Consider the following 24,746-nt stretch of genomic DNA (forward strand, 5'->3'; position numbering starts at 1 on the left):
TAGAAATAATTCCACAATGATTATGAAAAAATAAGATAGAAAAAATATATTTATATTATATCATGACTCTGTATTCAGGATTTGATCATCATGTGGACTTTGTCTTACTCTTCCAATAAACCGTTATATCAGCAACTTATTCATCTTATTCAGCAAGCCATTATCAATGGTACCCTGGGTCCTGGTGAACGATTGCCTTCTGAAAGGCAGTTAAGCCATCTCCTGAACATCAATCGTTCAACTGTTATCCGTGCATTGAACGAATTGACAGATCGAAAATTATTAATTCGAAAAATAGGCAGTGGATCGTATGTAAATCCGCTCAAACATGAAATAAATCTTTATCCATCAATGAATTGGTATCCTGTCAAATCGGTATATACCCAATATCAGCGAGATCCCTATCAGATTCATATACAAGAATTACGTAAAAAGGTTCAGGAAAAGCATATCAACCTTATTGATATGGCAACTGGTGATCTTGCACCTTCCCTTTTACCAAAAATTGATCCTACCGATTTACCCTGGCAACATGTTCTATCGTTAGAACAAGATGATGAAACTACACTTCTAGGTCTTTATTCCTTTCGCCAGGCCGTTCAATATCATATGAAAAAACGTATAGGTATATCAGTTGACCTATCCGAAATTCTGATTACAACTGGAACTCAGCAGGCCCTTTTTTTATTGACTCAAACCTTGTTAGGGCCAGGCGATCATATTGCGATAGAAACCCCTTCCTCTTTTTTCCGACTTCCCATTTTTCAAGCTTCCGGTTTACGTGTTCATCCTGCTGCACTGGATCAAAACGGGGTGAACCCAGAAATACTCCAGAAATTGATTCGTAAACATCCCGTAAAAATGATTTTTTTAAATCCAGTTTTTCAAAATCCAACCGGTTCAATCCTTTCATCTTTTCGTAAAAAAGAAATCCTACGGCTTTGTCATGATAATCAAATTCCTCTTATTGAAGATGATGCATATAGCCTGCTTTCATTTGATGAGAATACTGATTGTAGATCCATCAAAATGTATGACAAATACAAACAGGTTATATATCTTGGTTCTTTATCTAAATATATTGGTAAAGCAACCCGTGTTGGTTGGATTATAGCCCCTCGTCCCATTATCCATCAGCTTACCAATGTTAGACGTCAAATCGAGGGTGGAATAAGTGTTTTACCACAATTACTTGCCCAGTATTATTTAACCCATCAAATGGATAATCATTTCAATTTTTTACAGAAAAAACTTTCGAAAAAAGCAAAGAATCTATGTCATTGGTTGGATCAAAATTACCAATCTCTGTTCCAATTTCAACCTCCAAAAGGTGGACTTTATCTCTATTCAAAATGTCCTCCAGACAAAAACAAGGAATTGTCCACCCTTTTACAGGAATGGTTAAAACAAAAAATAATTATTGCAAAGGGTGAAGAGTTTGGAGGGTCTCAAGGAGAGATACGATTTAATTTCTCTCATTTTTCTTCAAAAACAATCAAAAGATTAAAAAATTCATTGTGAAAAGGCAATATCAATTCTAACCTATTTATACAAATCAAGTAATTTTATAAGGAAATAAACATGTTATTCAGTCACATCTGCGTCGGCACCAACAATATAGAAAAAGCAAAGAAATTCTATGATGCTATTTTCAAGGTTATGAATCTTTCCGATTCAGGATTTGATAAAAAGGGGCGCCCTTTTTATGCGAAGGATGGTCAAAAACTGATTATTTGCAAGCCAATCAACGGACAGGCTGCAACTTATTCCAATGGTGGAACTATCGGATTTCAAATGAACTCTCCCGAACAGGTCAATCAATTCCATGCCGCAGGAATAGCCAATGGTGGTGTGTCAATTGAGGACCCTCCAGGTTTACGCAAAGGAACAAATAAATATCTGGCTTATCTTCGTGATCCTGATGGAAACAAACTTTGCGCTTTTTATGAAGAATAGAATAGTTTCTTGAATGATTCAAAGTTTGTTACATATTATTTACAATCAATGTTCAATAATAAATGAACATTGATCAAACATAAATCAATAATTTATTTATATTTTTAACAAACAGTTAATAGTACATTCCCATATCCCAATACATTTAAAATCAAGATATTTAAACTATATAATACATTGATCATTAATTTTTAATGGAAGCTAATCATCAATGTTCAATAACAATTTAACTTTAAAGGAATGTAAAAGATTAATAAGTCTGGTAACCAATTTAAATGTTAGAAACCGATCATTTGTAATCGCTATGATCCTTTGGTTTTTTTTGGGCTTCTTCGGGGTGCATCGTATCTATATCAACAAATTTTTTACCGGTATCCTGATGGCTTTCCTTATGGTTTTAGGATTAGTTACAAAAATAGTCCTGATAGGTTATGTTTTTTGCGGAATTGTCTGGCTGTGGTGGATATATGATTTATTTATGCTCTTAATACAAACAAGCAAACCCAAAACCTTTTATCGAGCCTAACTATATTGACAGCTTTCTGAATTTATCTGCCAAAATTGCGCTGATTGCACGTCTCAAACCCAATATTCTGATTTGATGTGAGCGATACAAATATAAATGTGCAATTTTTGCAACCCACCCTCTTATTGCAATATGATGACCAAAAACACCAAAAGATTGATAACGTCCAACGCTGACAAGTGAACCATAATCTTTATAATCAAAAGGGTTGACCGAAGCAGGATCTTGAATCAGTTTTAAAAAATTACGACTTAAATAGTAGGCCTGTTGCGTAGCCACCTGCGAGGTTGGTGGTAAAGAGTTATCCTGAACAGAAGAGCAATCTCCCATTGCAAATACATAGGGAAACCCAACGACTTGTAATCGTGGGGTCACAACAATCTGGGATCGTTTGGAATATTCGACACCATCAATTTCCTGCAATAAATTATCACCTTTTATTCCGGTTGTCCAAGCAACCTGATCTGCAGGAATTACAGCACCATTTTCAAGATATACGTGATCCTTGGTTACTTCCTTTACGCGCGCTGATAACAAAGTATTTATGCCAATTTTATTCATGGTCACTTTAACAGCATTACCAATTTCTTTCTCAAAAGTGGGTAAGATCTGATCCCCCGATTGCACAACTGTCAAATGCAAATAATCGGTAAAATCATACCCAACATACTGTGATGACTGTTTAAGCTGATAGATAATTTCACCGCTTAACTCAACTCCAGTCGCTCCGGCCCCAACAATGACAACATGATGCTTTTCCTTCAAAATTGCAGCTTGTATTATAAAATTCCTTAAATCATTGTAAAAATCAAGGGCATGATCCAGATCATCAATTGGATAGGCATATTCTTTTACACCTTTAGTGTTAAAATCATTGGTTTTACTGCCCATCGAAATAACCAAGTAATCAAATTCAATATTACGTTCCGGAAGTATTTCTTTATTGGTTTTGTCATATAATGCGTCTAAAGTGATTTTTCTCTGTTTCAAGTCAATTTTTGAAACATTTCCCGGATTAAAGATATAACCATCACGTTTGGCCTGTGTAAGAAAGTTGATCCCCTGTTCATTGGGTTTCGCACTTCCTGCAGCAAATGTATGCAGCATCGGTTTCCAAATATGATATTCGCTTTTATCAATTAACATTAATTCATATTGTTCAGATTTCAATAAAGAGGATAATCGGGTCACGAATTCCATTCCCGCAATTCCACCTCCTAATACAACAATACGTTTTTTCTGCATTTTTACTTGCCCCTTTACGTGATCTTAATTGAATACTTATAAAGTTTGTGATTTAAAAAAAACCGTACAATTGTTTAATTAATAAACTGAATTTTTATTTGAATTATTACTTTTCTTAAAACAACAATTTATTATTTGTTCTTTAATTATGACGTTACAATTTTTAAATAATTAGGTCAATTGCAAATAAAACTATATAATCATGACCTATTTCTATATTTATTTACGTGACAATAAGAATCATGTCTCTTGATATTTTTCATTTTAAGAATGTTTTCTACACTTAAAGAAAACTTGTTTGAATATACAAACCTATTCTATAAAATAGATAATCTGAATTACAATTGATGTAGTTATATATTCATATCTTCATGCTACCTAAAAATTTTTCCAAACTTATTCAAAAAAAAGCGATTGAATTGGGATTTGATCAATGTGGCATTTGTGAAGCATCTCTACCACCAGAAAAAGCGGTTTTGCTTAAGGAGTTTATTTCTCTCAAACGGCATGGAACCATGCAGTGGTTGGAAGATCGTCTATATTATCGTTCCAGTCCCCACCATTTATGGCCAGAAGTGAAAACGGCAATTGTCTTGGGAGTAAATTATGGCCCCAGGGAAAATCCCCTGGAAAATCTTAAACATCCTGAATGTGCTAATATATCTGTTTACGCCCGTAATCGGGACTATCATGATATAATCAAGGGATGGCTGAAACATTTAGCCCAATTTATATTAAAAGAGACAAAATATTATTCAACTAATGAACAGGTTAAGATTTTTGTCGATACGGCACCTATCATGGAAAAACCTCTTGCGCAAAAGGCAGGTTTAGGTTGGCAGGGAAAACATACAAATCTGGTTTCCCGTCAATTTGGCAGTTGGCTTTTTTTAGGTGAGATATTGACCACCCTTCATATTCCCCCTCTACCTGCAAGCAAATCACATTGTGGTTCCTGTAAAAAATGCTTGGTTTCCTGTCCAACTCAGGCTTTTACCGAGCCTTTTAAACTGGATGCAAAACGCTGTATTTCATATCTCACTATAGAATATGCCGGCAGTATCCCCATTGAATTTCGTAAGGCTATGCAAAATCGAATTTACGGTTGTGATGATTGTCTGGCTGTCTGTCCATGGAATAGTTTCGCCAGTCAAAGTCGTCACATCAAGTTACAGGCTCGAACCGAACTTGTTTCACCCCCACTTGCAAAATTTCTTCAATTCAATGAGGAAGATTTCAGAAGTTTTTTCACTGGATCTCCTGTAAAGCGTATTGGTCATTTACGATTTATCAGGAATATCCTGATTGCGGCAGGTAATTCAAATATAGAAAATCTTTTACCACTAATAATAAATTGGAAAAATCATGATAATGCTATTATCAAGGAAACAGCCCAATGGGCATTTGATCAATTTATGATATCCGTATAATTGCAAGCCAATCAAAAATCATGTCACGACATTATTTAAAAAAACGCAGTTTTCAAATTTCTGGCCATCGCACAAGCATCGCTCTGGAACAGGACTTTTGGGATATTTTAGATCAAATGGCGGTATCAAAAAATCTTACCCTGCTTCATTTGATTACTGAAATTGATACAAAACGGTGTGCAAATCATCCGCTATCCTCTATGCTAAGATTAACAGCGTTACATTTTATATTAAAAAAAATATAGTTATTTGATTTTTCCAACTTTTTTTCAATAAAAATCATTGACTGTAATTAAATAAATAAATTATCCCTTATATTACAGATAATATATGCCACGAAAACTTTTAAAATAAATTTGCCTTTTAACAAAAGAATAATAGAATGAAGCAAGTTTAATCCTACTATATTATATTAATTCAATGCCTGTTTTTGGAAAAATTTTTGGAACAATCGCCGGCTTCGCAACAAGTGGTCCTCTTGGAGCATTACTAGGTGCTGCCATTGGTCATGCTGCGGATAAAAACAAGCTGTTGAATCCACCTTTGGGAGGATGGGTTGAACAATGGAAACATAAGATCTCTCCCGATCTTGTGGGTGCCAGCACCTATATTGCTGTGCAAATGGCCTCAAATGCCGGTAAAAAAGAGCAAGTTATGGCATTATGTCTCATCATTTTATCTGCCAAGCTTGCCAAATGTGATGGTCCGGTCAACCGAAGTGAGGTTGATTATTTTAAACATCATCTTCATATTCCACCACAGCAAGAAAAGCAAATAGGTATGCTTTTTGATCGGGCCCGTTCAAGAGTTGATGATTATCCAAAATTTGCAAAAATTCTTAAACATAATTTCCAAGAGGAAAAAGGCAAACTTGAAAATGTTTTTATCCTTCTATATATGCTGGCCCGTTCTGATTTAAAAAAATCGGAACCTCTTCATCCGCTTGAAGAAAAATATTTGCGACATATCCAGCATATATTCGGTCTCTCAGAACGAGTATGGGATTATGCAGCACAAGGAGGCAGTCCCCGTTCTGTTTCTGACGAACCTGATGCATACGTAATACTTGGGGTTGATCCTAAAACGGATACCGAAACTATCCGCAACCGTTGGCGTGAACTTGTTCGCATCTATCATCCTGACCTTATTGCAGCAAAAGGGGGAAATCCACAGGAAATTGAAAAGGCAAACCAAAAAATCGTAAAAATTAATGCTGCATGGGATTATATTAAACATAATCGTGGAATTTAATTTCAACAATTTTCTATATAATCGTTTGGATCAGATTTTTAATTTTGAGACATGAGCATAACATAAAAGATCTTTCGTTATTTGTTGTTTTATTACCACAATCAGATCTTTCATATCTCAATTTTAATTAATACAAATTCTTTTTTCTGTTGTTTAATGATGAATCTGCTATGTTCTGAATTGTTATTGCCTAAATTGTTATGATTATTTATTTAATTCATTTAAATTGTATGATCAAAATTTAAAATTGTTATAACGAATTAAAAGTTAACAAAGGTTGCCATGAATTTCACCCTATTTTCTTTCTTTAATTTTCCAAAATCATCCGAACTGAAAAAAAAGAATTTTTTATTACCTTGCTTAACTTTTCTGGGCTGTCTTGGCATTTTTCTGAATGGATGCAGTAATCCGCCACCAAAAGATCCTGAAGCCTTGGCTGAATATAAACATAATAATGACAAATATGAGCCAACCAATCGTAAAATGTACAATTTTACAATGAAAATGGATAAATATACGCTGAAACCTGTAGCCAAAGCGTATGTATGGGCGGTGCCAAAAGTGGTCCGGAAATCACTCAGCAATATGATACACACCATGGATGAACCCGTTGTCTTTTTCTCAGATGTCGGGGCAGGTAAATCAAGACGCGCTGGAGATGCTTTTGCCCGTTGGTGTATAAATATGGTGGCCGGAATTGGAGGATTAATAGATGTAGCCGAAATGGCTGGATATAAACATCATGACACCACCCCCGGTATGACTCTGGCCAGTTGGGGCGTAAAATCAGGTCCCTATCTATTCGTTCCCTTCATGGGACCAACCTCTCTACGTGAAGGTGGGGGATCCATCATTGCGGTTGGTCTGTCACCTTGGAATTATGTCCCAAGGGGATATGGCTTGATAACTTTTAACTGGGCATATAATATTTTAGGTGTAATAAGTTCGAGGGCTGATTATCTTGATGCGATGAATCAATTGCAACAGGATTCTTTGGATCCTTACGCAACCATACGAAGTGCCTATCAACAACAGCAAGACGCTGAAATCAAAGCACTTATCGAGGATCATAGAGCAACTGTCCCTGCATGGTATGTTAAATAATTTAGGAGCTATATTTTGAAAATTCACCCTTGTAAAATCTTTTTTCCTGCACTTGCGATTAGCGGTATTCTCCTTGCTGGGAACGTTGTTTCAAAACAAGCGATTTTCCCTCTTATAACCCAAGTTCATGCTTCAGAAGCCACCTATTCCGACAATCAGTTGAAAGAGTGGCTGCGATCCACCGGGAATGAAATGGTTGCCATTGTAAATGCAGATTATTCGAAGACTGAACAAAAAGAAAAATTTCTGCCTATTTTGAATAAATATGTTGATGTCGATGGTATCGCGAAATTCTGTCTGGGGCGTTTTTGGAGAGTCGCCACTTCAGACCAGCAACAAGAATATACCCAGCTTTTTCATCAGGTACTAGTTAATTCAATTACCAATCGGCTTGGAGAATATAAAGGGGTTTCGTTTACCATTGGCGAAATTACGTCAACAGAGGGAAACAAAAAATCCATTCAGACTACCTTGAAACGTCCAAAACAGCCAGATGTCGTCATTCAGTGGATTATTGAAATTAAAAATGGCTCCCCAATGGTTGTTGATATTATTGGTGAAAATGCGTCACTTGCCGTAACTCAAAGAGGAGATTACACATCTTTTATTGCACGTCATCAAAATGATGTATCCGCTTTGATTGCAGCTCTAAAACGCCAACTTCAAAACCACTCCTAAATTAAATTGACCATCATAAAATATTTTATGATGGCATAATAATTATCCTGCCAGTAATCATGACTAAAGAGCGTTTTTCAAATCATTTTATAAATGAACTTGAACAGCTGTTCACTTGGCGAAGGGATGTCAGGCATTTTAAACCAGATCCTATACCTGACGAAATAATGGATCAATTATTGTCTTTTGCATGTAAGGCACCTTCTGTTGGATTGAGTGAACCCTGGTACTTTATCAAAATTAACAGGCCCGAATTGCGACAGAAAATCCATAATGTTTTTAAAAAAAATAATTTACAGGCAAGCCGTGATTACAGTTCCGATAAACAAAAGCTTTACAATTCTCTAAAACTATCCGGAATGGATGACGCTCCACATCATATTGCTGTTTTTTCCGAACGCAATCCCGATCAGGGCAAAGGCCTGGGACGCAAGACAATGCCGCAAACTACCGCTTACTCAACTGTTATGGCCATATATAGCTTCTGGTTAGCTGCCAGAGCCTATGGTATAGGCGTTGGATGGGTTTCCATCATAACACCGACGGATATACATCAAATTCTTGAAATACCGGAAACCCTTGAATTTATCGCTTACCTCTGTGTTGGATATCCACAAACGATCCGGGATAAACCAGAGCTTGAAGAAAAAGGTTGGGAAAAGCGTAATTCACAAAAAAATAAATGGATTATCAAATAGCAATTCAAGATTAAGAATTTCGTGACATTTTTTACGGTTTAATTAAAAAAAACCTTTTTAACAGACACTTTTTATGCTTTGCTATAATTCATGAGTTCTTGTTAAATAAATATTGCCTTTCTATATTTACCTTAAAAAAGAAACCATCTTGATATAAAATATAACCCTAAATAACAAGGGAATTAAGTTTATGAGTCATTCTTCAAATGAAGCGTCATCCATAACAACTCAAGACAATAAATTTACCAATTACCCTATTGCCTTAAGTGTTATTTCAATCGTGTTTTTCATGTGGGGTTTCTTAACCTGTCTAAACAACATTTTAATTCCACATCTCAAAACCGTCTTTAACCTTAATTACACACAAGCGATGCTGGTGCAATTCACGTTTTTTGGAGCATATTTTTTAATGTCTGTTCCGGGAGGCAAAATTGTATCCAAGCTTGGCTATAAAAAAGGAATCATTACCGGATTGATTATTGCCGCCATTGGAACATTTTTATTCTGGCCGGCAGCAACAATTGCCAATTACTACTTTTTCCTTCTTGCCCTATTTATTTTGGCAACCGGCATTACCATCCTGCAAGTTTCAGCCAATCCTTATGTCACACTTTTAGGGCCACAAAAAACAAGTTCTAGCCGCCTTAACATGGCCCAGGCCTTGAATGCCCTTGGGACGACTGTTGCTCCTTATCTTGGCAGTATCCTAATCTTAACCGGTGCCGCTTATACAATACCCAACAGGATTGCATCCGATCCTCAGACCATCCAGTTGATTTCAACTCTTGAAAATAATCCAACAAATGATATAGAGGCAATTTTTGCAAAGGCCTCCAATGAAAATGTTGCTTATGCTTTGAAAAACATACCTCCTTATGTATACGAAAAGCTTCCGGATTCCCTAATCCAACAAGAATTACAAAAATTTTCACCCGAATTAATTGGAACAACACTAAACAATATACCAACTGAAAAAAAATTAAGCTTATTAAGTCATTTCACCGCTGAACAAATTGACCAAATTCCAACCGGGTCCTTGGTTGAAGCCCTTGAAAGCTTTTCAACCCTGAAATTACAACCAATTGATCAGGAAAATCTCACACAGCTCAAACAACATATTTCTGATTCAACCAATACTAAAATTGAACAGTATCGTAAAGAACAAGCTAAATCTGTTCAAACTCCTTATGCAGTGCTTGGAATTATCCTTGTTTTACTGGCTGGCTTTGTAGCAATCTTTAAATTACCTACCAACAAAGACGACAATCAAAACCAACAGAAACAAAACTATAAACTTTCTGACGTGTTCAAACATCCTCATGCAGTCTTGGGCGCCATAGGAATCTTCTGTTATGTTGGTGCCGAAGTCGCATTGGGCAGTTTTATGATAAATTATCTGACCTTGCCAGAAATAGGCAGAATGTCTGAACAGCAAGCTGCACAATATGTTACTTTATTCTGGGGAGGCACCATGGTTGGCAGGATTGTTGGATCAGCCGTGATGGTCAAAAGTTCGCCAAGTAAAATGCTAAGTTGGTGTGCAATTATCAATCTCTGTCTATTATTGACAACCATGTTTAGCACAGGGTACGTTGCGGTTTATTCCATCGTGGCGATTGGATTGTTCAACTCTATAATGTTCCCAACCATATTCTCACTCGGTATTGCAGAAATGGGCCCTCTAACAGAACAGGCATCAAGTTTGTTAGTTATGGCTATTGTTGGTGGTGCAGTCGTACCGTTCATTCAGGGAATGCTAAGCGATGCCATTGGAATTCAGCATGCATTCTTTCTAACCCTGATTTGTTACGCATTTATTCTCTATTATGGTGCCAAAGGTTCCAAACCAAAAAAGGTAACAGCATAATTTATTCATAAGTATAATTCTTTAAAAAACCTGAAATCTGGAATACGGATGTGCCTTTAACTGAAAAAAATTTTTTTTGTCCGTATTCTGGATTTTTCATGTCTGCATAAAAATTACAATATACATTGTATCTTTTTAAATTTTGGTTGGACTATACAGTCATTCTCTCTACGATAATACACTGACATAGGTTAGCATCTTATATCCATGACGCATGAATTGCTCCTCAACATTCATGCCAATACTTCCAAGAATACGACGAGAGGCTATATTTCTTTCTTTGGTAACCGCCACTATCCGTTGATACCCACGCTCATGGGCGGCCAACAACACAGCAAATGCTGCCTCACGGGCATAACCTTTCCCTTGCGCCCATCCCCATAGTGCAAATCTCAATGCATGCCCACGGTTATCATTGCGCAAGTGTATCCCTGTTATTCCCAAAAATTGACCTGTTCTATTTTGAATATGCTTGCGGACAGTATATATGCCAATCCTATGTGATCCCCAATAAAGAATATCCTCAGCCATTTCCTTTTGCACTTGCCATGAAGATCGAACACCACCCAACATACTACTAAAGGTTAAAACATCCGTTTTTAAAGCCAAAATATCCGGCATATCCTGCCAATTTACCGGCGATAAAATCAAACGTGAAGTTCTTAAATCCAACCAGTTCACAGATATCAAAACTTACATAAAAAGCCCATCATGACAAAAATCATATGGGCTTTTTCAATTTAAATCAATAATAACCGAAATTATCGTGAAATTGGACGATATTTGATACGACTAGGTTCTGTTGCATCAGGACCCAGACGTCGTCGCTTATCCTCTTCATACGCTTCAAAATTGCCTTCAAACCATTCGACATGGCTATCCCCTTCAAATGCAAGGATATGAGTTGCAAGACGATCCAGAAACCATCGGTCATGGCTGATGACCACAGCGCAACCGGGGAATTCCTCCAAAGCCTCTTCAAGAACACGCAAAGTGTCGAGATCAAGATCATTGGTTGGTTCATCCAGCAGGATTACATTGCTTTCCTGTTTTAACATTTTGGCAAGATGAACACGGTTTCGTTCACCACCGGATAGAACACCAACCTTTTTCTGCTGATCCGAACCCTTGAAATTAAATGTTCCAACATAGGCTCTCGAAGGAATTGCCCGCTTACCCAGATAAAGGACATCCGTCCCACCGGAAATTTCTTCCCATACGGTTTTATTGGGATCCAATTCATGACGGGACTGGTCAACATATCCCAACTTTACCGTATCACCAATACGTATCTCACCTTCATCAGGTTTATCAGCACCTATAATCATTTTGAACAGGGTTGATTTACCCGCACCATTTGGACCGATTACTCCTACAATCCCTCCAGGAGGCAATTTGAAGTTCAATTTATCAATTAGTAAACGGTCACCAAATCCTTTGCTGAGATTATCCGCTTCAATAACAACATTACCTAAACGGGGGCCAGGGGCAATATATATATCCGCAACACCTGTTGCCTTTTCCTGGCTTTGAGAAAGCATTTCCTCATATTTTGCAATACGGGCCTGGCTTTTCGCCTGACGTGCCTTTGGTGAGGAATTGATCCATTGCTGTTCTGCCGCCAGGGCCCGTTGACGTGCACTTTCCTCTTTTTCTTCCTGAGCCAGACGTTTGCGCTTTTGTTCAAGCCATGAAGAATAATTACCCTCGAATGGATAACCACGGCCACGCTCAATTTCCAAAATCCAGTTCGTAACGTTATCCAGGAAGTATCGATCATGGGTAATCAGAATAACAGTACCAGCATATTCCCGTAATGTCTGTTCTAACCATGCAACACTTTCCGCATCAAGATGATTTGTCGGCTCATCCAATAAAAGAATATCTGGTTTTTCCAGCAACAGACGACACAGAGCAACACGACGTCGCTCACCTCCTGATAATTTATCGACTCTTGCATCAGCTGGTGGACAACGTAACGCATCAAGGGCAATTTCAATTTGACGATCAAGTTCCCAACCATTACCGGCATCAATTTTTTCTTGCAGATCAGCCTGTTCTGCCAACAAGGCATTCATGGTGTCATCATCCATCGGCTCGGCAAATTTCATTGAAATTTCGTTAAACCGATCAACAGCCTTTTTTAAAGGGCCAAAACCTTCGGCAACATTTTCACCAACCGTTTTAGTTTCATCCAGCTGCGGTTCTTGTTCTAAATATCCAACCCTGATTCCATCAGCTGCCCAGGCCTCCCCGCCAAATTCCTTATCCTTTCCTGCCATAATGCGTAATAGAGTTGATTTACCCGCACCATTGACCCCAAGAACACCAATCTTTACCCCAGGCAGAAAAGACAAAGTTATGCCTTTAAACACTTCACGACCACCGGGATAAGCCTTTGTCAAATCTTTCATCACGTATACATATTGAGGCCCAGCCATCGTTAAGAAGCTCCTTATATCATCTATCTAGTATTAAATATTTAGGGGGAAGAACCTGAGACAATCACCGTTATCTTTTATTGCCCTCAGGCTGGATAAAAAGCGTCTGCGCCTGGCAGGACTCGAACCTGCAACCAGGCCGTTATGAGCGGTCGGCTCTAACCAATTGAGCTACAGGCGCGTTGACGCAGCTCATATTTGCCGCAAAACAATCATTTTTGCAAGCATTTTCTTTACGTTTATCCGAAAAAACTTTGATTATTACCCATTCCATTCAATTTCATTTATTTATAATCCTGATATCATCAAAAGTTTTGAGATATATTTTTATAATTTTTCCAAAATGTTAGGATCAAGTCCAGATATGACTATCAGGTCATCCCTGTTTAGCAATTTAACCCGTTTCAATATTGATAAATCAACGGCAATTCGCTAGTATTCCTGTTTTAAATAATAATGGAACATGATTATGGATCTTTCTAAGATTGCACCGGGCAAAGACGTGCCTAATGATATTAATGTTGTTATTGAAATTCCCAAGGGTTCAAAAGTAAAGTATGAAGTTGACAAAGAAAGCGGTGCTGTTTTTGTTGATCGTATTGTCTTTACCCCCATGGCTTATCCTGCTGCCTATGGATTTATTCCCAACACCCTTGCAGCTGATGGTGACCCTATTGACATGCTGGTTTTGATTCCGGAAGCGGTGGTTCCAGGTTGTGTTATTCGTTCCCGTCCAATCGGTGTTTTAAAAATGGAGGATGAATCAGGCATGGATGAAAAAGTGATCTGTGTTCCACACGATAAAATTCATCCTCTATACTCGAAAATTCATGAAGTTTCAGAGCTTCCAGAAATTATCCGCCAAGAAATCGAACATTTCTTTACCCATTATAAAGATTTGGAAAAGGGTAAATGGGTTAAAATCCAGGGCTGGGACAATAAGGCAAAAGCTTGTGAATTAATTGAAACCGCAATTAAAAAATATAAAAAATAAATATATAGCTTATCAGATAAACTAGGAGCTTAAAATTGCTCCTAGTTTATTATAAAAATCATCAAAAATTAATAATGATTTTTATAATTCATCCTATTTCTTTAAATAAAAGTTGAACGTTTAAATATGCTGGTAGATCTAATTTTTACCAATCTGATTGATAACCCAAAAGATGAAATATATCTTCACGAATTTTAATCAGTTTTTCCGAGTCTCTATGTCTTGGATAATCCATATTGAGCCGAAATTCACCTATGATATGTGCTGGACGTTGTCGCATGACAATGATGCGCGTTGCCAGTAACAATGCCTCCTCAATATCATGGGTTACCATAATTGCCGTGAATTTCCTTTGTTGCCATAAATGAACCAACTCTTTTTGCATTGTAATGCGAGTCAGGCTGTCCAATTTTCCCAGTGGTTCATCCAAAATAAGAATGCCTGGATCATTAACCAAGGCTCTGGCCAACGCCACCCTTTGTGCCATGCCACCCGATAATTGTCGAGGGTAGGCATTTTTAAAACTATTCAACCCAATCAGTTCAAGCATCAGTTGAACGGCATGATCGTTCTTTTCCTTACGGATTTTGAAACCCAAATTGACATTATCCCAAACTGTCAACCATGGATATAGGGTCGGATCCTGAAAAACAACCACTCTTGATGGATCTGCCTCAGAAATTTCCTGTCCATTTGCCTGAATCGATCCATTCAAAGGTTGCTCAAGCCCCGCTATCATTCGTAACAATGTTGATTTACCACATCCTGATGGGCCCAGTATGACAACAAATTCCTGTGGTTCAATTTTCAGATTAATATCATCCAATACCGGTAAATCATCATTATCCAGACTATAACCATGGCTTAAATGTGTGATGTCAATCCTTTGTTTTTCTGCCATACATCCCTACCATTTAATACTTTCTTTTTGCCAACGCAGTAAACGATTCCTAATTTTAAAAAGTAGGGTCATAAAGCTTGTGCACATTACCGCCATGATGATTAAAGCCGCATACATATTTGGATAGGCAGCCCATCCCTGCGCCCATTGCATATAGAACCCGAGACCTGCTTTAACCCCCAGCATTTCCGCTACGACAAGCATATAGAAACAGGAACCCAAAGCCATGAACATCCCTACAAAAACAAAAGGTAAAGCCGCAGGAATGGCAACATGACGAATCAAGAAGGATGAGCTTGCCCCCATCGTTCGGGCAACATCATAATATCCCGGATTGACCCCTGCGATTCCTGACCATGTCAATACTGCAACAGGAAAAGCGGCGGCAAATGCCATTAACAGTTCACCCGCCAACCAACTGGATGGTATAACGGCAAAAAGTAAAGGTAAAAAAGCTACAGGTGGCAAAGGTCCAAAAAACCTCAATACAGGATGGGCCCAATAGCCAAAACGTAAAGACCATCCCATTCCTATTCCGATTAAAAAGCCAATAAGACAACCAAAAATATATCCTCCCAACAGCAACGTTAGGGAATGTAACAGGGAATCCAGTAGACGATACCAATCTGTTATGAATACATCCAACAATTCCTGTGGTGCACCAAAAAAAGGACGCGGCAGTAATAACCACTTTGCCTGTACAATTTCCCATCCTCCTGCAATAAGAGCCAGAGCCAGCAACCATGGTCCATAATATCTAACTTTATTAAATGGAAACGTTACTATACAAAAAAACGCTATAATGATACATAGACAGGCAAATTCAGTTGTTCTGGGAAAATCATCAGCATTTTTGATAAAATAGGTAAGAAAAGCAGTCCCAAACCACATTATAAAAGCTGCCAATTGCGGCCAATATGCCATTTTTACTTTTTGAATCATAAAGCAAAAATGTCCTCGGTAACTTTATCGGCATACGCATTTATATCGAGAGAAAGAGGAAAAACACCTATTTGTTTTAATTGCTGTGCATAAAAAGATACATTTTGCCGGAGATTGCTGCCAATAACCTGTTGATGAGTTCCTTCTGATTCAAGAATTTCAGTTAACTGCCCAACAGTTGCCTTGGGCGCATAGGGTTTAAAAATTTCAGCCGCCTCTTCCTTATTATGATGCACCCATTGACCTGCTTCCAGAATTGCCTGAGTGAGTGCCTTACCTACCAATGGATCTTTTCTTATCAATGACCCTCTTAAACCGACAACACAGCAGGCGATTTTTGCCCATTCACCTGACATATTGGAATCTATAGTGACAAGATGATGTTCCTGCTTAAGTAAATAAGCCAAGGGATCATCCAGTCCTGCAGCCTGGACCGCCTGACGTTTTATAGCCAAAGGTAGAATGTCAGATGGAAACTGACGCCAATTTACGTCTTTTTCAGGATCTATCCCGATTTCCCTGAAACGCATGCTGAAAAAATTTTTTGCTGGTCCACCAATATCTCCAACACCGATTGTCTTACCTTTCAGATCTGCTAGATTCTTTATGGAACTTGTACCAGAAGCCAATAAATGCAAACAGCCAGAATGTAACCCCGCAACAAGTTTAACATCAAATCCCTGCTGTAAAGGTTTCAACCAACGCAGGGCCATACCTGACGCACCATCAGCCTTACCTGTCGACATTGTTTCCAGCATTTGATCGACAGATCCTGCAAAATCAATAAAATTTACATCCAAATTATATTTACTAAAAAAACCCTTGGCTTGTGCAACTGGAAAGGCAACCGTACATATTGAATCCGCACTCCAAGCAAGTGTTATTTTTCTTGCAGCACCCTGAAGTTTTTGCACTGTTCCCAAATCAGGAAAATGACTATCTCCAGTTTGAGATTGCTCTTCAGCGAAGGCCTGATTTCCACAACGACCGACGATTAAAGCGGCACCAGAAGCCATTAGAAAGGAACGCGTAAATTTACGACGGTTGATGCGATCAAAATCCATAAGGTTTTTCCTTATTATAAATCAGAGAATTTGGCAAAAAACGTATATATCAGTATTTTTCAATAAAATACAATTTTAATATAACTTAATTTAAAAAAAATTGTAATATACAATAATTTAACGTATTTAAATTCTCTTTTATGGATATGATCTACAGCTCCTCTCCAATCATGGCAGGGGATTTACCCAGACTTAGATCTGGCGTTCGATGATTTATAAGATCATCGATTAATGTATTATAATTATTTAAATAAATATCCATTGAAAGAGATCGTTCAGCCTCTTCCCGAGAAAAATGTCTGATTTTACTTGAAAGATCCTTATTTTCTAGAACCTCCAAAACATTATCAGCAAGTTTTTCTTTATCAAAAAAAGGTGTCAGAATTCCAGTTTTCTGATGAACAATAAATTCTTTGACTGGGTCAGTATCACTTGCAATAATCGGACAACCCATCGCCATCGCTTCTCGTAAAGACCACGATAAAACAAAAGGATAGGTCATATACACATGCGCATCTGACCGTTTTAAAAGTTTGCAAAAAACGGGATAAGACAAAAGCCCGGCAAAATAAATTCTAGTGGGATCCAGCTGATTACCCAACTGTTGAAGAAAATAGTGTTTCCAGGTCAATTTACCGGGAAGCGCAGCACCATAACTGACTTGATCCCCACCAACTATAACGATTTTTGCGTCTGGACGTTCTTTTAAAATTTTGGGTAAGGAGCGCATAAGAATATGAAACCCTCGATAGGGTTCCAATCCACGGGCAACATAGGTGACCAATTTATCTTTGGGGTGGATGATGAAATCCTCGAATTTCATTGTATGATTATATATATCTGCATCAGGACTGCAAATCTTTAGATCAACCCCTTCTCTCAACACTGTAATTTGTCCACGCGCCCATTCAGGATAGGTTTTCCACTGAAACAACGTAGGGGTCTGTCCCCAACCTGGATTATTCGCAGAGATTAAATTAATGGTATTCTTGATTCTGACCCGTGACGGAAGCAGTTCATCAGATAAAAATTCCGGATCAAATTTAACATCCAATCCATCTGAATGATAATAGAACTCACAATATTTCAATATTGGAACATCAGGATAAATATCCTGAACATTCAACATCTCCCCCCATCCCTGATGACCAATAATGATATCAGGGACAAAACCTAGCTGTTTTAATTTTTTAAGAGTTTGGTAAACTTCCTCTCCTCTTTTAACGGCCTGATGCAATTCGTTCAAGGAAGAGTGCAATTCATTTACGGGATCAATTTTACCGTAAAAGACATTCCGAATTCCCCCAATTGTTCGCCTCGTCACTTGACTGACAAAAACAATTTCATTATCAGGCTTTCCCGCAAGATATTTTATTATATGTAAATACTGACCGGGGAAATTTTGATGTATGAATAAATATTTCACAATTTTAACGAGCTAATTCAATAATTATTAATTAAACATAATTAATTTTGGTAATCAATATTGGTTAAAATCAGCTTTCAGTTTTTTTCTGATTAGATGAAGATTTATGTTTAGCATTTTTAACCTTGATATTAGTTCTTGGTTTTATACTCTTCACATTGCTGGAACTAACATGAGTTTCAGGGACTTCCTTGCTATTTTTTCCCTTGTCATGATCAATTAAATCCAGGCTAAATGCCTCTAGAGGCGCAATGGTTTCCGATGAAAGAATGGTATCATCATCGACAGGACCTAATTTAGTTCCATCTATAAAGGTTGCTTTCACGGATAAGGTATATTTTTTCGCGGCATCACCATTCAATCTAACACGCAAACCGCACAAGGGAAGTGACATTCCTCTACTTCCACAAAATTCATTACCCTTATACCAGGGAGAAAACCACCCTTTTCCCAATACAGCCTGATATTCAATATCTTCTGGCTGTATACGATCATCTAATGACAAACCGAATCCTTCAATCCATGTTTTACTGTCTGGAATACCAATCCAATCTCCAAGTTCGACACTAACGTCACCAAGACGTTGAACATGGGCGACAACACGCATTTTGCCTTCTTTTTCAATTTCATTCTGTTGTTGAGCGACCGCACGCTTTGACTGTCTGGCTATTTTTTCATTGATACCCGAATTTTGATTGCCCAATCCATTTGTCAAATTATTTGAATTATCATTTTCAGAAGCATCATTAAGTCGAATAACCTGTAATTGAGGTGCGGGATAATTATTTGATGGATTCCGATAAACTGTTACAAGAACCAAACCAGCATCTCCCGAAATACGTACTAGAACAGCATTTTTTTCAGCGCCTAGCCACCCATCATTTTCAAAAGTCTTGATCTCAACTGTAGCATTCTGTTTGAAGGGAGGAACAGAAATACGCAGGCCGGGCAAACCAAATTCATCAGCCGGAATTTGATTGGCAACATGATAAATACAATATAATCCAGTGTCTAAACTCATTAAATGACCATTTACATTTAAATCAATAATTCGTTGTTGATACTGATTATTATTTGATTGATCATCAGACTTTGACATTAATATATTTCCTTTTTAAAAGATGGCTAAGTATAGCAAAGTTAAAATAACTAAATAATATTTTATTAAAACTAATAAAAAATTAATAATTTCTCAAAACAAATTTTAATTTTTATTTAATGACCAACATATTTACATTCTTTTAATAAAAAATCATTCTGTTTGGCAATAGATAAATTTAACGAAATGACATTTCCTCGTCCTGTTCGCTTAATTCTTTCAGCAATAGCACCAATATCGTAACTTATTGTCCTCAATCCAGCCCGCCAAGCAATACTTAGTGAATAACACCAGGTTTCCGGACAAATTGACGGGAAAAATGCAAGATCAGCCTCTTGTTCCCGCACCATGGAAACTGCCTCTTCCTCCTTATATTCTCCTGTTACAAATATGCGACCGGAACGCATTAGCAAATCATCATCCACGGAACGACCAACCAATACAAACTCAATCGGCAAATCACGCTTATCAGCATCTTGAAGTAAGGCAAGAATGACATCAAACCCTTTTTCCACTCCAATCGCACCTATTAAGCAAATACGGAAACGGTTTGAACTATTATCTCTAGCTTTGATCTTTCCATTCAACTGGCAGGGCTTTTGAGAAAAGAATGTTAATTGTTTCATAGTGAGATCAGGACGATCGTCTTCGAGAAATTTTAACTCCAATTGTCCCAATTCTGGAAAATGTTTTGAAACACGTTCAAATGTATCATTGGAAGGCACATAAACAGCCCTTGCCTGTTTTAATTCATTCCATGAATCATGCCACCATTTTTCCATATCAATAAAATTAGGGCTTTCTTCTTCCTTCCACAAACTATTTACACAATTTTGACAAATCTGCAAATCATTCGTATCGCCACAATAATGCATGGTTTCATTTAATAAAACGGTTCTCGGACAAAAAATCAGATAGTCATGAATATATACATCATAAGGTTTATTTATTTTAAGTAATAAATCTGTCATCAATTTATGATGTTTTTTCAAATGATGTATTTCACACGAATCTACAGAAAGAAATTGTAGAAAATTTAGGCATTTTTCTAATTCATGAGGAAAATAAAAAATTAGATTGGGAAAAATCAGGTTTATTTCTTTTTCCAAATTTCTTTTTGATTTGAATTGAATTTCAATCTGACAGCCATCCCCCAAAATTGTTGGTCTGATCAATACTGGAATAAAACCCTGGGAACGTAAAATATCTGTTCTTTCTTGAACCGCCCTTTCCACCCCTCCACCAAATTGATGCGTGACCAATAAAACAAATTGATACTTCTCATGACGTTTCTTTTGAGCATCAAGCAGGATTTGAATTCTATATAGATCAATATTTCGACGGAATGGCAATAACGGATCATCACGTATGAAATCCTGTACCATTTCATCATATCCTGGATAAAGCCGATTGAGAATTTCCGTATTTCTTTTCCCTAATAGTTTTTTTGCATACGCAAATGAAACACCCCCTTTATGTCCTATAAAACAATCAGCTGCCAAAACATGTTTCCAACCCAAATGCCGTGCACGCATGCAAAAATCATTTTCCTCACCATATCCCTGGGCAAATAAATCCTCACGAAACAATCCTGTTTGCGCCAGACAGTCATGTCGGATAAACATGCAAAAACCATGTGCCGTAGGTATCTCTATTAATTGATGCTTGTTTATTTTTTTAAATATTTTTGAAAAATGAAAAATTGTTTGATTATCAGGCATCAAATTTTTCTTATCGTGATAAGGATAAGAATAAATACCCGCATCATTTGAAAAAGGAGTTACCGTTCCAATATTTTCTTCCTGATAAGCGGCCTGACAAAGCGTTTCGGTCCATTTCCCTCCTACGAAGGTATCACTATTTAACAAGATAATATCGTATCCAGGCCAAGCCTTCATACCACTGTTAACAGCAGTGGGAAACCCCTTATTTACCTTATGATTAATGCAAAAAACTTGCTGGTCATCTATGAATTTCTTTAATGAAACAACCAGTTCCTTATCAGGAGAAGCATCATTAACCAATTGAATCTTTACATTTTCCGGTACACTATTCAATACGCTCTGAAGTGCATCCAATGTTATCTGTTTTCCCTTATAAACAGGTATGACAATAACTATACCCTCTGATGATTTTTTATCTATTACTGGATCATATCCTTTATAAACTGCTTGAACAGGAAAAAAATGAGCTACATTTGAAATTTTAATATTTTTCTTATGATATGCAGGGGTTTGCATATGGATTAAAAAAGTTTTTGCCCTGAATTCCAAGCTAGGATCCAAAGGACTACCAATTAAATGACGCAAAAACTCATCTTGAACAGAATACATTCCGGCAGAAAAATCATGGATGGGAATTCTAAAAGATTTTGCCTGTAATAAAGGTGTTTCAAGAGTAACAACCTCAATATCATCCTTGGGTTGAAATTGATGATAAATCTTTCCCTTATAATCTTTTATAGTGATCAAAGGTATTCGACTGGGCTCGGCTGGACACCAAACCCACCCGATTAATGTTTCATTCTTAACCTCTACAAACCCAATTGTTAGATTAATTGACTCCAAATCAACAGGACTGCCTACAAAAGGAACACCATCTTGTTCAATACGCAATTTTTTATATTTTTTCTGCCAGCCTGAAGGCAGGATAATTTTTGGCTGATTTGTTTTAATAAATAATTGATTATCCAAATAAATACTGACTGGATAATCATTAAATGAATCTATCCATATTTCATTTAATGAGCCCTTGATACAACAACAGCCGACAATATTTGAAACCTGTTTCAAGAGATTAATAGTCAATAACCATGTTTCCGGGGATGGACTGTAATGAGAAAGAAAATAATTCAAAATTTCAATTAATTGTTTTGAGGATTTGCGAGAAGAATAAATAACTGCTTGTGCTATCCAGCCTTCATAGAAATCATATTGCTTCAATAAAGGCTGCAATAAATCATGGGCACCCTCTAAATTACCAGTTTTTAGATTTAAAACTGCCAAATCAAAGATAATGTTCGGATTGCCTCGTGTTAAATGATGCGCTCTACACATCCATTGAAGTGCAATCTCAATTTGTCCATTTTGCTTAGCTTCTTGGGCTTTTGAATATGCAATCTGTGCATTCTTTCTTAGTTTTTCGAGCCCTTCTGCTTTTTTTCTAGCGTAAACCACTAATTGTGCTTTATTTTTTCCTGACACAACGCCTCACAATTAAGCAATTAAATATAAATTAGCTATGTGTCTTGAAATATAAACAAACCAGGAGCCACTTCCACTTGTTTATTTTTAACAGGTTTCAAATCTTGCTGATTTATTTCCTCATCTAGTGCATTCAATACCAACCCTGCTTCTTTTTCCCCATTATCTTTTGCTTTTTCAAACCAATAACGCGCTTTAGCTATATCTTTATTTCCCGCTAAACCGTCATATAAATAACGTCCCAACATCAGCTGAGCTTTTGAATGACCCAATTCAGCAGCTTTTTCAAACCATTTTTGAGCTTCCTGCCTATTTTCTCTTAAATGATTTCCACCCCCATAAATTGCACCCAATGAAAACATGCCCGATGCATCACCTTTTTCAGCAGCCTTTTTAAAAAATTCTAAAGCTTCCTGAATATGAATTTTTCCATCTTCCGTTTTCCCTTCCGACAAAAGGGAAGCCCATAATAATTGCGCTTTGACTATCCCATGCTCCGCTGAAGACTTGATCCATTTACAAGCTTCTTTAAGATTTTTTTCCCCAGCAATTCCCTGCAACAACATGCGCCCATACCAATATTGAGCTTCTGCATCTTCATCACAACAGATTTGCAACCACTTTTTTGCTTCTTTTTCTTTGTTTAAATCAACTTCAGAATTTTTATTGTTTGTCAATGCCATCGCTAATTTTAACATAATTTTCTTGTTGCCTTTTTCCGCTTGGGGACGCAAATAATTATCGACGACTTCTTCTACAGAAATATATTGAGAATTTGTAAAAGCGATTTCGGCAAGAATATCTAACGCTGGCAAATATCCTTTATCAGCAGCAAATTTATAAAGATCAATTGCCTTATCTACAGCCTTAACAACTCCTAAACCATTAAAATATAAATATCCCAAGGCAAAAGCGGCACCAACATGCTGTTTTTCTAAAAACGCAAACTGATACCATTTTATAGCCTCAGTATAATTAGGTGGTATATCCTTATTACCTGATGCCAGCATATCGGCCAATACCGAAGCAGCCTCTACATCCCCACCTATGGCAGCACGTCTTAACCAAGTTTCAGCCTCAATAAGATTCCGCTCAACCCCATTTCCTTTTCGTAAGGCAATGCCATATAATGCTTGCGCCTGTCGGATACCCAATTCCGCAGCCTGTTTATACAACTGAACAGCATATTCATGATTAATTTCAACCCCCTTTCCAGTTTCATACATAATAGCCAAGGTATAAATCGCCGTACCAAGTCCATTTTCAGCTGCAACTTGCAATAATGCAGCCGCTTTGGAAAAATCATCCTGGGTTTTGCTAATTTTTAATAAAAATAATCCTTTCCCCATATAACCTTGCGGTGAACCTTGGGAAATTGACTTATCATACCATTTTATTATTTCATCAAATTGATTTTGTTCAGATGTGATTTCTGATAAGAGATAAGCATAGAGGGCCTGACCATCAGCAGACCCATTTTCAGCTACTTTTTGAGCCCAATAACGAGCTTTTTCATAATCGGTTTTTAAGTCATCGGAAACTTTAGCCTGTTTTAGGGTAAATATATCATGTCCCGTTACTGCATTAAGTTCGGGAAGTCCACGCATATATAATAATGCAAGCATATATTCAGCGTCATTATAGCCAGCTGATGCCGCACTTTCAAACCATAAAGACGCTTCTTGCAGGCTAAAAGCAACTCCATGTCCATTTAAATAACATAAAGCCAGGTAATATTGAGCTTCAGGGGATTTTAAAGATGCGCCCTGTGAAAAACAATTATATGCTGAAACATATTCTTTTCTTTCATAATGTTTTTTCCCCTTATTCAAAAGCTTTTGAATTTTCTTTTTTCTGACTTTATCCAAGGGATTAAAAAAAACACGCATCATAAATTTCCCAATTCAATTTCACCTTATGT

At 37.2% G+C, this 24,746-nt stretch carries 21 protein-coding genes and 1 tRNA gene; 11 read left to right on the forward strand and 11 right to left on the reverse strand.

What is annotated here, in order from left to right; all coding sequences use genetic code 11:
• The first annotated feature begins 90 nt into the window (after positions 1-90).
• The 3 genes from H3T57_RS05125 to H3T57_RS09220 all read left to right on the forward strand — a co-directional run bounded on the left by H3T57_RS05125 (position 91) and on the right by H3T57_RS09220 (position 2,482).
• Positions 91-1,521 carry a PLP-dependent aminotransferase family protein gene (locus H3T57_RS05125; protein ID WP_198193401.1) on the forward strand — a complete coding sequence of 477 codons (1,431 nt, stop codon included), beginning with the start codon at positions 91-93 and terminating at the stop codon, positions 1,519-1,521.
• 60 nt (positions 1,522-1,581) lie between these two features.
• Positions 1,582-1,956 (forward strand): VOC family protein, encoded by a 375-nt coding sequence (locus H3T57_RS05130; protein WP_122123280.1) that lies wholly within the window; start codon positions 1,582-1,584, stop codon positions 1,954-1,956.
• Between the two features lie 211 nt (positions 1,957-2,167).
• Complete coding sequence (locus H3T57_RS09220) at positions 2,168-2,482, forward strand: TM2 domain-containing protein (protein ID WP_155566530.1); 315 nt, start codon at positions 2,168-2,170, stop codon at positions 2,480-2,482.
• Here the strand turns inward: H3T57_RS09220 and H3T57_RS05140 are convergent, their stop codons facing one another.
• On the reverse strand, positions 2,483-3,727 hold the full coding sequence (locus H3T57_RS05140) for an NAD(P)/FAD-dependent oxidoreductase (protein ID WP_155580160.1): 1,245 nt from the start codon (positions 3,725-3,727) through the stop codon (positions 2,483-2,485). It lies immediately after the preceding gene.
• Positions 3,728-4,098: 371 nt separating this feature from the next.
• On the opposite strand from H3T57_RS05140, the gene queG reads away from it, so the two are divergent.
• The 7 genes from queG (at position 4,099) to H3T57_RS05175 (ending at position 10,755) form a co-directional block, all read left to right on the forward strand.
• Positions 4,099-5,157 (forward strand): tRNA epoxyqueuosine(34) reductase QueG, encoded by a 1,059-nt coding sequence (gene queG, locus H3T57_RS05145; protein WP_198193402.1) that lies wholly within the window; start codon positions 4,099-4,101, stop codon positions 5,155-5,157.
• Between the two features lie 20 nt (positions 5,158-5,177).
• A complete protein-coding gene (locus tag H3T57_RS05150) occupies positions 5,178-5,402 on the forward strand; it encodes a ribbon-helix-helix domain-containing protein (protein WP_198193403.1) in 225 nt (74 codons plus the stop codon).
• A 175-nt stretch (positions 5,403-5,577) separates the two neighbouring features.
• Positions 5,578-6,408, forward strand: a complete 831-nt coding sequence (locus tag H3T57_RS05155) for a TerB family tellurite resistance protein (protein ID WP_110438695.1) — start codon at positions 5,578-5,580, stop codon at positions 6,406-6,408.
• 282 nt (positions 6,409-6,690) lie between these two features.
• Positions 6,691-7,512: a VacJ family lipoprotein gene (locus H3T57_RS05160; RefSeq protein WP_198193404.1), complete on the forward strand. Its 822-nt coding sequence runs from the start codon at positions 6,691-6,693 to the stop codon at positions 7,510-7,512.
• 15 nt (positions 7,513-7,527) lie between these two features.
• The gene (locus tag H3T57_RS05165) at positions 7,528-8,190 is read left to right on the forward strand and encodes a phospholipid-binding protein MlaC (protein WP_110438693.1); all 663 of its coding nucleotides are present in this window, start codon (positions 7,528-7,530) and stop codon (positions 8,188-8,190) included.
• Between the two features lie 59 nt (positions 8,191-8,249).
• Positions 8,250-8,888: a 5,6-dimethylbenzimidazole synthase gene (bluB, locus tag H3T57_RS05170; protein WP_155580157.1), complete on the forward strand. Its 639-nt coding sequence runs from the start codon at positions 8,250-8,252 to the stop codon at positions 8,886-8,888.
• 190 nt (positions 8,889-9,078) lie between these two features.
• Positions 9,079-10,755 carry a sugar MFS transporter gene (locus H3T57_RS05175; RefSeq protein WP_232349735.1) on the forward strand — a complete coding sequence of 559 codons (1,677 nt, stop codon included), beginning with the start codon at positions 9,079-9,081 and terminating at the stop codon, positions 10,753-10,755.
• A 168-nt stretch (positions 10,756-10,923) separates the two neighbouring features.
• Here H3T57_RS05175 and H3T57_RS05180 read toward each other — a convergent pair whose 3' ends face one another.
• From H3T57_RS05180 to H3T57_RS05190, 3 genes are all read right to left on the reverse strand, one after another.
• Entirely contained in the window at positions 10,924-11,436 is a 513-nt protein-coding gene (locus H3T57_RS05180; RefSeq protein WP_198193405.1) for a GNAT family N-acetyltransferase, read from the reverse strand.
• Positions 11,437-11,516: 80 nt separating this feature from the next.
• A complete protein-coding gene (gene ettA, locus H3T57_RS05185; RefSeq protein WP_122123271.1) occupies positions 11,517-13,196 on the reverse strand; it encodes an energy-dependent translational throttle protein EttA in 1,680 nt (559 codons plus the stop codon).
• Between the two features lie 107 nt (positions 13,197-13,303).
• A tRNA-Ile gene (locus H3T57_RS05190) sits at positions 13,304-13,377 on the reverse strand.
• Between the two features lie 288 nt (positions 13,378-13,665).
• Here H3T57_RS05190 and ppa point away from each other — a divergent pair.
• Positions 13,666-14,190, forward strand: coding sequence for an inorganic diphosphatase (gene ppa / locus H3T57_RS05195; RefSeq protein ID WP_155567844.1), 525 nt, complete (start codon positions 13,666-13,668; stop codon positions 14,188-14,190).
• A 145-nt stretch (positions 14,191-14,335) separates the two neighbouring features.
• On the opposite strand, the gene H3T57_RS05200 is transcribed toward ppa, so the two are convergent.
• From H3T57_RS05200 to H3T57_RS05230, 7 genes are all read right to left on the reverse strand, one after another.
• Positions 14,336-15,091, reverse strand: coding sequence for an ABC transporter ATP-binding protein (locus tag H3T57_RS05200; protein WP_198193406.1), 756 nt, complete (start codon positions 15,089-15,091; stop codon positions 14,336-14,338).
• A 6-nt stretch (positions 15,092-15,097) separates the two neighbouring features.
• Positions 15,098-16,033: an ABC transporter permease gene (locus tag H3T57_RS05205; protein ID WP_198193407.1), complete on the reverse strand. Its 936-nt coding sequence runs from the start codon at positions 16,031-16,033 to the stop codon at positions 15,098-15,100.
• Entirely contained in the window at positions 16,030-17,097 is a 1,068-nt protein-coding gene (locus H3T57_RS05210; protein ID WP_198193408.1) for an ABC transporter substrate-binding protein, read from the reverse strand. The genes H3T57_RS05205 and H3T57_RS05210 overlap by 4 nt, the downstream gene beginning before the upstream one ends.
• A gap of 151 nt (positions 17,098-17,248) precedes the next feature.
• On the reverse strand, positions 17,249-18,523 hold the full coding sequence (locus H3T57_RS09225; RefSeq protein WP_198193409.1) for a glycosyltransferase: 1,275 nt from the start codon (positions 18,521-18,523) through the stop codon (positions 17,249-17,251).
• A 70-nt stretch (positions 18,524-18,593) separates the two neighbouring features.
• Positions 18,594-19,622 carry a hypothetical protein gene (locus H3T57_RS05220; RefSeq protein ID WP_155565127.1) on the reverse strand — a complete coding sequence of 343 codons (1,029 nt, stop codon included), beginning with the start codon at positions 19,620-19,622 and terminating at the stop codon, positions 18,594-18,596.
• Positions 19,623-19,738: 116 nt separating this feature from the next.
• On the reverse strand, positions 19,739-22,825 hold the full coding sequence (locus tag H3T57_RS05225; protein ID WP_198193410.1) for a glycosyltransferase: 3,087 nt from the start codon (positions 22,823-22,825) through the stop codon (positions 19,739-19,741).
• A gap of 35 nt (positions 22,826-22,860) precedes the next feature.
• Positions 22,861-24,717, reverse strand: coding sequence for a tetratricopeptide repeat protein (locus H3T57_RS05230; RefSeq protein ID WP_198193411.1), 1,857 nt, complete (start codon positions 24,715-24,717; stop codon positions 22,861-22,863).
• Positions 24,718-24,746: the final 29 nt, after the last annotated feature.

It is taken from the genome of Commensalibacter sp. W6292M3 (genome assembly GCF_016101315.1).
GTDB lineage: Bacteria > Pseudomonadota > Alphaproteobacteria > Acetobacterales > Acetobacteraceae > Commensalibacter > Commensalibacter melissae.

What these genes read in the sequence shown, in the direction of transcription:
- H3T57_RS05125 (WP_198193401.1), top strand. Translation starts at nt 91, where the DNA reads ATGTGGACTTTGTCTTACTCTTCCAATAAACCGTTATATCAGCAACTT.
- H3T57_RS05130 (WP_122123280.1), top strand. Translation starts at nt 1,582, where the DNA reads ATGTTATTCAGTCACATCTGCGTCGGCACCAACAATATAGAAAAAGCA.
- H3T57_RS09220 (WP_155566530.1), top strand. Translation starts at nt 2,168, where the DNA reads ATGTTCAATAACAATTTAACTTTAAAGGAATGTAAAAGATTAATAAGT.
- H3T57_RS05140 (WP_155580160.1), bottom strand. Translation starts at nt 3,727, where the DNA reads ATGCAGAAAAAACGTATTGTTGTATTAGGAGGTGGAATTGCGGGAATG.
- queG (WP_198193402.1), top strand. Translation starts at nt 4,099, where the DNA reads ATGCTACCTAAAAATTTTTCCAAACTTATTCAAAAAAAAGCGATTGAA.
- H3T57_RS05150 (WP_198193403.1), top strand. Translation starts at nt 5,178, where the DNA reads ATGTCACGACATTATTTAAAAAAACGCAGTTTTCAAATTTCTGGCCAT.
- H3T57_RS05155 (WP_110438695.1), top strand. Translation starts at nt 5,578, where the DNA reads ATGCCTGTTTTTGGAAAAATTTTTGGAACAATCGCCGGCTTCGCAACA.
- H3T57_RS05160 (WP_198193404.1), top strand. Translation starts at nt 6,691, where the DNA reads ATGAATTTCACCCTATTTTCTTTCTTTAATTTTCCAAAATCATCCGAA.
- bluB (WP_155580157.1), top strand. Translation starts at nt 8,250, where the DNA reads ATGACTAAAGAGCGTTTTTCAAATCATTTTATAAATGAACTTGAACAG.
- H3T57_RS05175 (WP_232349735.1), top strand. Translation starts at nt 9,079, where the DNA reads ATGAGTCATTCTTCAAATGAAGCGTCATCCATAACAACTCAAGACAAT.
- ettA (WP_122123271.1), bottom strand. Translation starts at nt 13,196, where the DNA reads ATGGCTGGGCCTCAATATGTATACGTGATGAAAGATTTGACAAAGGCT.
- ppa (WP_155567844.1), top strand. Translation starts at nt 13,666, where the DNA reads ATGGATCTTTCTAAGATTGCACCGGGCAAAGACGTGCCTAATGATATT.
- H3T57_RS05200 (WP_198193406.1), bottom strand. Translation starts at nt 15,091, where the DNA reads ATGGCAGAAAAACAAAGGATTGACATCACACATTTAAGCCATGGTTAT.
- H3T57_RS05205 (WP_198193407.1), bottom strand. Translation starts at nt 16,033, where the DNA reads ATGATTCAAAAAGTAAAAATGGCATATTGGCCGCAATTGGCAGCTTTT.
- H3T57_RS05210 (WP_198193408.1), bottom strand. Translation starts at nt 17,097, where the DNA reads ATGGATTTTGATCGCATCAACCGTCGTAAATTTACGCGTTCCTTTCTA.
- H3T57_RS05220 (WP_155565127.1), bottom strand. Translation starts at nt 19,622, where the DNA reads ATGTCAAAGTCTGATGATCAATCAAATAATAATCAGTATCAACAACGA.
- H3T57_RS05230 (WP_198193411.1), bottom strand. Translation starts at nt 24,717, where the DNA reads ATGATGCGTGTTTTTTTTAATCCCTTGGATAAAGTCAGAAAAAAGAAA.